At 45.1% G+C, this 8,181-nt stretch carries 12 protein-coding genes; 9 read left to right on the plus strand and 3 right to left on the minus strand.

Annotated elements, in window-relative coordinates; translation table 11 throughout:
- Positions 1-176: 176 nt before the first annotated feature.
- Positions 177-608: an NUDIX domain-containing protein gene (locus tag O9290_RS16740; protein WP_002799564.1), complete on the plus strand. Its 432-nt coding sequence runs from the start codon at positions 177-179 to the stop codon at positions 606-608.
- A gap of 60 nt (positions 609-668) precedes the next feature.
- Here the strand turns inward: O9290_RS16740 and O9290_RS16745 are convergent, their stop codons facing one another.
- Complete coding sequence (locus tag O9290_RS16745) at positions 669-1,886, minus strand: ABC transporter permease (RefSeq protein ID WP_004159634.1); 1,218 nt, start codon at positions 1,884-1,886, stop codon at positions 669-671.
- Positions 1,887-2,111: 225 nt separating this feature from the next.
- Entirely contained in the window at positions 2,112-3,590 is a 1,479-nt protein-coding gene (locus O9290_RS16750) for an efflux RND transporter periplasmic adaptor subunit (protein WP_288026978.1), read from the minus strand.
- Between O9290_RS16750 and O9290_RS16755 the strand changes: the two genes are divergently transcribed.
- The 7 genes from O9290_RS16755 to O9290_RS16785 all read left to right on the plus strand — a co-directional run bounded on the left by O9290_RS16755 (position 3,532) and on the right by O9290_RS16785 (position 7,310).
- Positions 3,532-3,678 (plus strand): hypothetical protein, encoded by a 147-nt coding sequence (locus O9290_RS16755; RefSeq protein ID WP_002740204.1) that lies wholly within the window; start codon positions 3,532-3,534, stop codon positions 3,676-3,678. The two genes, O9290_RS16750 and O9290_RS16755, sit on opposite strands and share 59 nt — an antisense overlap.
- 34 nt (positions 3,679-3,712) lie before the next feature.
- Entirely contained in the window at positions 3,713-4,594 is an 882-nt protein-coding gene (locus O9290_RS16760; protein WP_288026976.1) for a tetratricopeptide repeat protein, read from the plus strand.
- 209 nt (positions 4,595-4,803) lie between these two features.
- Positions 4,804-5,574, plus strand: a complete 771-nt coding sequence (locus tag O9290_RS16765; protein ID WP_288054780.1) for a hypothetical protein — start codon at positions 4,804-4,806, stop codon at positions 5,572-5,574.
- The gene (locus O9290_RS16770; RefSeq protein WP_288054782.1) at positions 5,567-6,388 is read left to right on the plus strand and encodes a hypothetical protein; all 822 of its coding nucleotides are present in this window, start codon (positions 5,567-5,569) and stop codon (positions 6,386-6,388) included. Before O9290_RS16765 ends, O9290_RS16770 begins: the two co-directional genes overlap by 8 nt.
- A gap of 9 nt (positions 6,389-6,397) precedes the next feature.
- Positions 6,398-6,610 (plus strand): type II toxin-antitoxin system HicB family antitoxin, encoded by a 213-nt coding sequence (locus tag O9290_RS16775; protein ID WP_002793068.1) that lies wholly within the window; start codon positions 6,398-6,400, stop codon positions 6,608-6,610.
- 22 nt (positions 6,611-6,632) lie between these two features.
- Positions 6,633-6,872, plus strand: a complete 240-nt coding sequence (locus O9290_RS16780) for an antitoxin (protein ID WP_002793069.1) — start codon at positions 6,633-6,635, stop codon at positions 6,870-6,872.
- Positions 6,873-6,881: 9 nt separating this feature from the next.
- Positions 6,882-7,310, plus strand: a complete 429-nt coding sequence (locus tag O9290_RS16785; protein ID WP_002788601.1) for a type II toxin-antitoxin system VapC family toxin — start codon at positions 6,882-6,884, stop codon at positions 7,308-7,310.
- 4 nt (positions 7,311-7,314) lie between these two features.
- Here O9290_RS16785 and O9290_RS16790 read toward each other — a convergent pair whose 3' ends face one another.
- Complete coding sequence (locus O9290_RS16790) at positions 7,315-7,581, minus strand: hypothetical protein (protein ID WP_288087293.1); 267 nt, start codon at positions 7,579-7,581, stop codon at positions 7,315-7,317.
- A 321-nt stretch (positions 7,582-7,902) separates the two neighbouring features.
- Here O9290_RS16790 and O9290_RS16795 point away from each other — a divergent pair, with 321 nt between their 5' ends.
- Complete coding sequence (locus O9290_RS16795) at positions 7,903-8,142, plus strand: antitoxin (RefSeq protein WP_002776594.1); 240 nt, start codon at positions 7,903-7,905, stop codon at positions 8,140-8,142.
- The last annotated feature ends 39 nt before the right edge of the window (positions 8,143-8,181 follow it).

Consider the following 8,181-nt stretch of genomic DNA (forward strand, 5'->3'; position numbering starts at 1 on the left):
AGGTAGGCGTTAAAAGTTATCAGATCCCCCCGCCTATCGGCACCCCCCTTATCAAGGGGGGATTAAGGGGGGATCGGCACCCCCCTTATCAAGGGGGGCAGGGGGGATCAGAGGCAAAATCTATCTTCAATTTAATTATAACTACTTACTTAACTGTTCACTGATAACTGAAAAAAATGACAAACTATCGCAATCCTGCCCCCACTGTTGATATTATCATCGAACTGATCGACTCGCCCCACCGTCCGATCGTACTAATTGAGAGAAAAAATCCGCCCTTTGGCTGGGCAATTCCGGGGGGATTCGTGGACTACGGCGAATCAGTGGAAACGGCGGCCATTCGGGAAGCTTACGAGGAAATCAGTTTGCAGGTGCAGTTAATCGAGCAATTTCACGTCTATTCCGATCCTAACCGCGATCCGCGTCAACACACCATTAGTATCGTTTTTATCGCCACGGCAAAAGGCCAACCGATCGCTGCCGATGATGCCAAAAAAGTCGGGATTTTTCATCTCTGGGAATTCCCCCAACCTTTATGCTTTGATCACGATCGCATTCTCAATGATTATCGTCGTTATCGGGATTATAAAATTCGTCCCACACATTAGACCCCAACCTAGCCATAAAAGCAATCCTTGCCAAAAACGTCCCCGAAAAAACTTAAAAAATTAGACACTTCTGAGGGCGACAATCGGCTCCAATTTAGAGGCACGATAGGCGGGAAAAACGCCGAAAAAGAGACCAATACCCGTGGAAACACTCAAAGACAGGGCGACGGCGGTGGCGGAAACAGTGGCGGCCAGGGGAGAGAAACTGGAGACGAGAACGATCGCTCCTGCACCGACGAGAATACCAAGCGCACCGCCGGCGATGGAAACGAGAGTTGATTCAATCAGAAATTGTAAGAGAATATCCTGTTCTCTGGCTCCGATCGCTTTTCTTAGTCCGATTTCCCCGGTTCTTTCCGAAACCGAAACGAGCATAATATTCATTACCCCGATACCACCGACAATCAGGGAAATACCGGCGATTAAAGCCAAAAGTAGGGTGAGACCCTGGGTAATCGTGGCGAAGATTTCGATCATCTGTTTAGCAGTTTCGACGCGAAAATCATCCTCAGCGACGATTTTATGGCGTAAACGCAGGAGATTCTGGATTTGGAACTTAGCGGCCCGGATTTCCTCCCCCGATCGCGCGGTGAGACTAATCCAACTCAACTCGACACCGTAGGGTCCGGTTTTGCCCACCAGTTGCGAGTTCATGGTGCTAAGGGGAATAATCAGCATTTCATCCTGATTATTGCCAAAAAAGGAGCCTTTCGCCTCTAAAATCCCGATCACCTCAAAACTGAGATTTTTGATCCGCAGCTGTTGACCAAGGGGATTTTGGGTGGGAAAAAGTTGCGCTGCCACTTCCGTGCCGATCACCGTTACCCGTTTGTTGCGGGCTAGATCGATATTATTGATAAAACGACCTTTTTCTAGGGTAAAATTGCGGACAGAAGCGTATTCTGGGGTGCTTCCCGTGACTAGAGCCGTCATGTTGCGATTACGATGGGAAATCAGGAAACGAGCGTTTATTTCTGGGGCGACTTCAGCGACGGTGGGAACCTGTTCGGCGATCGCCTGAGCATCGGCTAAAACTAGGGTTTTCGGTAAATTAACGGTGGTATTGCGTGCTTGTCGCGACCCCGGCACCACAAAAATGGTATTGGGTCCCAAGTTAGCAAACTGGTCATTGGCTAAGGTTTGCGCCCCTTGGCCAATACCGATCATGGCCACTACTGAAGCGTTACCGATGATAATCCCTAACATAGTCAGGCCGCTACGCACTTTATTGGCCCCTAGGGTGGAGACGGCCATTTTTAAACTTTCGATGATAAACATATCAGTTATCAGTGGGGTGTGGGGTGTGGGGTGTGGGGTGTGGGGTGTGGGGTGTGGGGAGAATAAATAAAATAATCTCCTGTCCCTGAATCCTGTCCCCTGAATCCTGTCTCCTGAATCCTGTCTCCTGAATCCTGTCTCCTGAATCCTGAATCCTGACTCCTGTCCGATCAGAAAAAAGACAATTTGGAGATATTTGTTAAGAAAAATTATTGAGATTTTTGATTATTTTTGATTAGTTTTCGAGGTATCTTCGGCTCCTTCGGGGAGATCGATAAAGACCTTTTCTCCAGCTTCCAAACCTGATAAAATTTGGGTTTTATCGTCTAAGACCAAACCGATCGAAACGGGTTGAAAACTCGGTTTATTTTCGGCATCGGGAACTAAAACCCCTGACTTGCCTTCCCGGGTGACAATGGCGACAGTCGGCACGACGAGGGCATTATCTAACTGCTGGCCGACAAAAGTTACATCCACATTCATTTTCGATTTGAGTTTGTCCCGTCCCGTCACCAAACCGATTCTCACTTCAAAAGAAGTAACATTATCCTCGATAATTGCTTCGGGAGCCACGAGAATAACTCGACCTTCAAAGACTTCTTCAGGAAAAGCATCGGCGACAATTCGCACTGGTTGGCCGCGCTGCAATAAACCCACATCTACTTCCGGCACTTTAGCAATCACTTCCAATCCCGATGCCAGGGCGATAATCGAGGTGGAAGTGGCGGAAGCGGTACTGGAGGCCGAAGTGGTGGGAGTGACAAAAGAACCCTCGGTGGCGTATTTTTGGGTGATGATGCCATCAAAGGGAGCAGTAATGACTGTATCGCGGTATTGAATCTTGATTTGCTCTAAATCGGCCCTGGCGGCCGCTACAGATGATTCTAGTCGAGCAAGCTCGGTTTCTTGGGTTTTTTGGCGTTGTTCGAGGGCAAATTTCGCTTCTGCGATCGCTGCTGCCGCTCCTATCATTTCCTGCTCAATTCCAGCCACTTCTGGGGAAGCGGTTTTATCCGCTTGTTCCAAACGGCGGATCGATTCGTCTAAATTGGCTTTAGCGTTGAGATATTCATTGAGGACGGCATCAAATTGGTCTTGAGCGATCGCTCCTTCCTGGACTAAATTTTCATTGCGTTTAACCCGATTTTCTGCTAGTCGAAAACGGGATTGGGCTGCTTGTACCTGAGCTTGCAGCTGGTCTAAATCTTTGGGAATTCTTTCTTTGGCCTGAGCTAAACGGGCTTCTAATTGCTTATAACTGGCCTGGGCCTGATAAAATCGGGCTTGTAATTGCCGGATATCTTCGGGAATACTGCGTTTAGCCTGTTCCAGACTGGCTAGAGCTTCCCGCAGATGCGCTTCTGACTGCATTCCCCGGGCATACACCTCTAAATTATCCATGACGGCGAGGGTTTGTCCCCTTTTAACAATCATGCCCTGATCCACCAATAATCGCACTAATCGGCCGGGGTTTTTCGGGCTAATGTTGACACTTTGGATTGGTTCCACCCTACCACTAGCTTTAATTTCCACAGCGAGGGTTTCCCGTTGAGCAGGAACGGTCATTTTCGCCAATTCCAGGCCAGGAGGAGGAGTTTGCAGCAAGCGATAAGAAACCACTCCCACCGCCAGAAAACCACTAGCCATGAGTCCGAATATCCAAAATAGGGGGCGATTTGATTTTCCCAACACGGTTATTGCCATCGATCAGCCAAAAGTTAATTGGTTATATACTAACGTCTCTAGAGTTGCCTTTGTTGTTTCGTTAGCCAACAACTCCCAAGCGAGATAGACTGATTTAAAAAGGCCTATCGCGGGGGTAAACTGTGCCAAAACTTCAATTAATCATTTCTTTGCTCGTTTTTTTCGTCGCTGGCAGCCCGCCGGCTTTTTCCCAAGCGCTACTCCCCTACGCCATCGAACCAGAGTTAGAACAGATGGAACAAGCGGGAATTGAAATGGCCGAAGATGCCATCCAATTAGCTCGTTTTCGCCGTACCGATGCGGCCCTCGGACGGGCTAAGTTAGCGGTGCAGTTAGCCCCCCATCTCTATCAAACTTGGTTTATTCTCGGTAGTTTATATCTGCAAGACGATCAGGTGCAACCCGGTATCGAGGCATTAAATCAATCTTTGTCCCTTGCTCCCGCCGATGCCCACGCTAATATTAAATTTTCCCTCGGTAGTGCCTATTTTCAGAATCAAGATTACAAGTCTGCTATTGCCCAGATTGAAGCGGGTTTGCAAATGAAACCCGATATCTCCCCCGCTCTTTTTGATCTCGGTAATTCCTATCTCAAGTTAGCACAATATCCCCAAGCGATTGCAGCTTACGAAAAAGCTGTTAGTCAAGATAAAAATTTTTGGCCCGCTATTAATAATATTGGTTTAGTTAAATACGAACAGGGTGATAAGGAAGCAGCCCTTAAAGATTGGCGCGCCGCTTTGAAAATTGATCCTAAACAGCCGGAACCTCAGTTAGCTATTGCGGTGGCTATTTATAGTCAAGGAAAAACTGAGGAGGGCATCAAATTAGCTCAGGCCGCTCTCACTAGCGATAGTCGTTATGTCAGTCTGGAATTTTTAGAGGAAAATCTCTGGGGTCAACGTCTTCTGCAAGACACGGAGAAAATGTTTAATCATCCTAAAATGAAAGATTTTATCGCTCGTTTACCACAACCAACCCCAGAAGTGGAGGAAGAAAATTAAGCTGATAGCAGCAAGCATTAAGATAACCCCTTAGTTAATTTGCTAGGAATTCTTGAGGCTTGCTCTAGGTAATTAGGGCTGGCTGAATATCGGTAGCAGCTTTGCTAAAAAATGGTTTTGGGACTTTATTAGCAAAACAACAAATTTTTTGCCGCAAACCCCACATACAGTACAATTATTACAGTTAAGGGTTTGAAAGGCCTAGGATGATGGCAAAGCAATCAAGGGCGATCGCGGTAACAGAACATGACAATAAGTGTCCTGAATGTCTGCACTTGGAGATTTTGGGAGAACCCCTTGCGCCTGAGTCTAAGGGTGTTTTTTCGCTTTTGAAAAAGTCTGATCCAGAGGCGTTTTCCCTATCGGTGCGGATTATTTTTAATCAGCAGTGGCTTGATTTTCGCTTTGGACGGGTTAAGTTTGGTTTGCGGGGGGGAGAGTTACGCTTAAAACTGGAGAATGGCCAAATGCCTTCTGAGTTGAGAAATGAAGCGTTGAAAAAGATTTTAGCAAGGGAATTAGAGATTGAACGTCAGTTAGGAGGAGAACAGGAAAGCAAGTTTCAACTAGAAGGTTCTGCAACTCCTGATTTATCGAAAGCAAGCTTAAAGGGAGTTAGAGAAAAGCGTCAAAAAGAGTCCCAGGGGGATAAGTTTCAGCTTAAAATAGCGCAAATTAGTCACAAGGGAGCAAATAATCAGCCTGTGTGGGTGTTCGAGAATAGGACAGGTGAGCCTGTTTTGATTGGGGAATTAGCGGATTCCCTGGGTAAAATGTTAATTGCGGGTGTTCCCTGGAGCGTTGAAGCGACATTTACTCCTGAAATGCGTCAGGTTGTGATTACAGGTTTAGAAAATTTATTTAGAGATGATATTTATCGACACGAAAAATTAAACATATTTGAGTTAGGATTCGCTAAGTTATTTTTAAAGCATAAAACCCAACCCTATCTAAGTCGTCAGGTATTACGTTATGAGTGATGCAGATTTTATTCGAGAAGTTGAAGAACTGTACCTGCGTCTTGCTAATGCAGATACAGATGATCTGGTTGAGTTAGCTAAACTTGCGGGTTTAGACCCTAAAACAGATTTAGCCGACTCTGTTTGGGTTCCCTATCCCAGCTTTGGGGAATTTCGCCAAAACACCTTAGCGGCGGCGGTGCTGACAGATTATCTAGAAGAGCATGGGATAGAGGTAGATGCTGCGGCGGCTGATAATGCTCAAGTGGTACTACCCAAGCTAGGTAAACTAGAAGCTGTATTGATTCCCCAAGACTCTGGTGAAGAAATGTTAGATTTAAGCCAAATTAGGGTCGAAATTGACCTAAATCCGGCAACCCTAGCCTATATTTTAATCGAGTTAGGGGAAGGAGGAGCTTGGTTAACTGGGGTTCTGTTGAGTTCGGATCTGCGTCAGGATTTCCCAGAAGGCGGTGCGGTGTCTTTGTCCATGAGGAAACCTATATCGGCGCTGTGGGAGGCTTACCGTCGGTGGGAAAACTGTCAGCAAATCATGGCGCAGTATATCGATAAACAAGGCTGGTCGGCGGAACAGCGAGCGGAGGTAATCACAGTGTTAAACTGGGTCTGGGACTATCGGCAGGACTATGAGCGTCCGACGCTATTAAAGGAGTTTTTAGAAGAGAAGGCCAGCGAGAATCATGAGAATTTTAAACCCTTAGTCTCGCGTCCGGAAGGGGTAAGGGAAGCAACGCCTGAGCCGTCTTCAGAGGGTGCGGTGGACTGGCTAGAGGTGGCGATGGATTTGCTTGATGAATTGGGAAAATGTATTTAAAAAATAATCATGAAAAGCATTAAAATAATTGTCGAAAAACACCCAGATGGCTATATTGCTTATCCTTTAGGTATTGAAGGTGTTGTCATTGGCGAAGGCGAATCATATCAAGAAGCGCTAGAAGATGCGAAATCAGCACTCCGTTTTCATATTGAAACCTTTGGAGTAGAAGTTTTAGATACTGAATATTCTGTCTTAGAAGCGTCTATTATAGTAAGGTGATCATTAACAAAGAGGTCAACAGATGCAAAACTTACGTCAGGTTTCTTTACTAACAAGTGGACAAGAGCAAGTCTTAACTATTCCTCCTGAACTTGCCCTATCAAGCACAGAGGTTTTGTTACGCAAAGAAGGTCATCGCTTAATCATTGAGCCGATTTCTTCCGGTTCTCTAATTTCTTTGCTGACTACTTTGCCAGACATTACAGACAATTTTCCTGATATAGATGAAGGGTTGCTTCCCCTTGATGACATTACATTTTAGTACCACCCAATGACCTATCAATATCTGCTTGATACTAACATCCTATCACATTTGATCAGGTATCCCCAAGGTCAGGTTTTCCAGCATATTGTGGATGTCGGCGAAGAAAGCGTTTGTACGAGCATCATTGTGGCGTGTGAATTAAGATTTGGAGTGGTTAAAAGTGGTTCCTCCCGTCTGGTGCAGCAACTAGAACGCATCCTGGAGTTCTTGACAGTTTTGCCATTAGAATCAACTGTAGATAAGCACTATGCCCTAATTCGTAAACATTTGGAGCAAGCAGGAACCCCAATCGGTCCAAATGATTTACTGATTGCTGCTCATTCTCTAGCGCTTGATCTGACTCTTGTTACCGCAAATACTCGTGAATTTGAGCGTGTGCCTGCTTTGAAGTTAGAGAATTGGTTGATTGATTCTGTAATAATTTTTGGGGGATAATTTGTCATAAATGATCTTGCTGATGATGGTTTTGTATATATTCTGCCACTACTTTTTTGCGGTTTTCTCGCAATGATAAATCAGGTGGAGCATTTTCTAAAAGATGCTGAGGATGACCTCCCCGGCGTTGTGATAAAGTTTTACGCGGTTTTAAGCTTTGCCAATGTTCGTAAATGAGTTTTTTCAGAAGTTCTTCTGAGCTAATATTCTCTTCGGAAATGATGTCTGCTAGATAGTTCTCGGTTTCTCGATCTAGATTAATCGATAACATTGTTACTTCATGGGATAAATCAACATCTTTGATTATAGCTTAAAATCTATGATCGCACTCACCCCCCATCCCCAATTGAGTTTGCTAGAGAAAAATTCGGGGTACGGGCGAAGCATTCGGATAGGAAATCTAGGGTTTCAGTAATAGGTTATTGTCCGAATGCTTCGCCCCTACTCAATCATCTAACAATCCGTCGTAACGCACCACACCTATCATTAATTTATTTGGTGCGTTACGCTATCGAAGGGCGCACCCTACTACTACTGTTCCCTGTTCCCTGTTATAAAATAGTAAGGTGATCATTAAAAAAGAGGTCAACAGATGCAAAACTTACGTCAGGTTTCTTTACTAACAAGTGGACAAGAGCAAGTCTTAAATATTCCTCCTGAACTTGCCTTATCAAGCACAGAGGTTTTGTTACGCAAAGAAGGTCATCGCTTAATCATTGAGCCGATTTCTTCTGGTTCTCTAATTTCTTTGCTGACTACTTTGCCAGACATTACAGACAATTTTCCTGATATAGATGAAGGGTTGCTTCCCCTTGATGACATTACATTTTAGTACCACCCAATGACCTATCAATATCTGCTTGATACTAAC

It is taken from the genome of Microcystis sp. LE19-41.2A, assembly GCF_027530405.1.
GTDB classification, from domain to species: domain Bacteria; phylum Cyanobacteriota; class Cyanobacteriia; order Cyanobacteriales; family Microcystaceae; genus Microcystis; species Microcystis aeruginosa.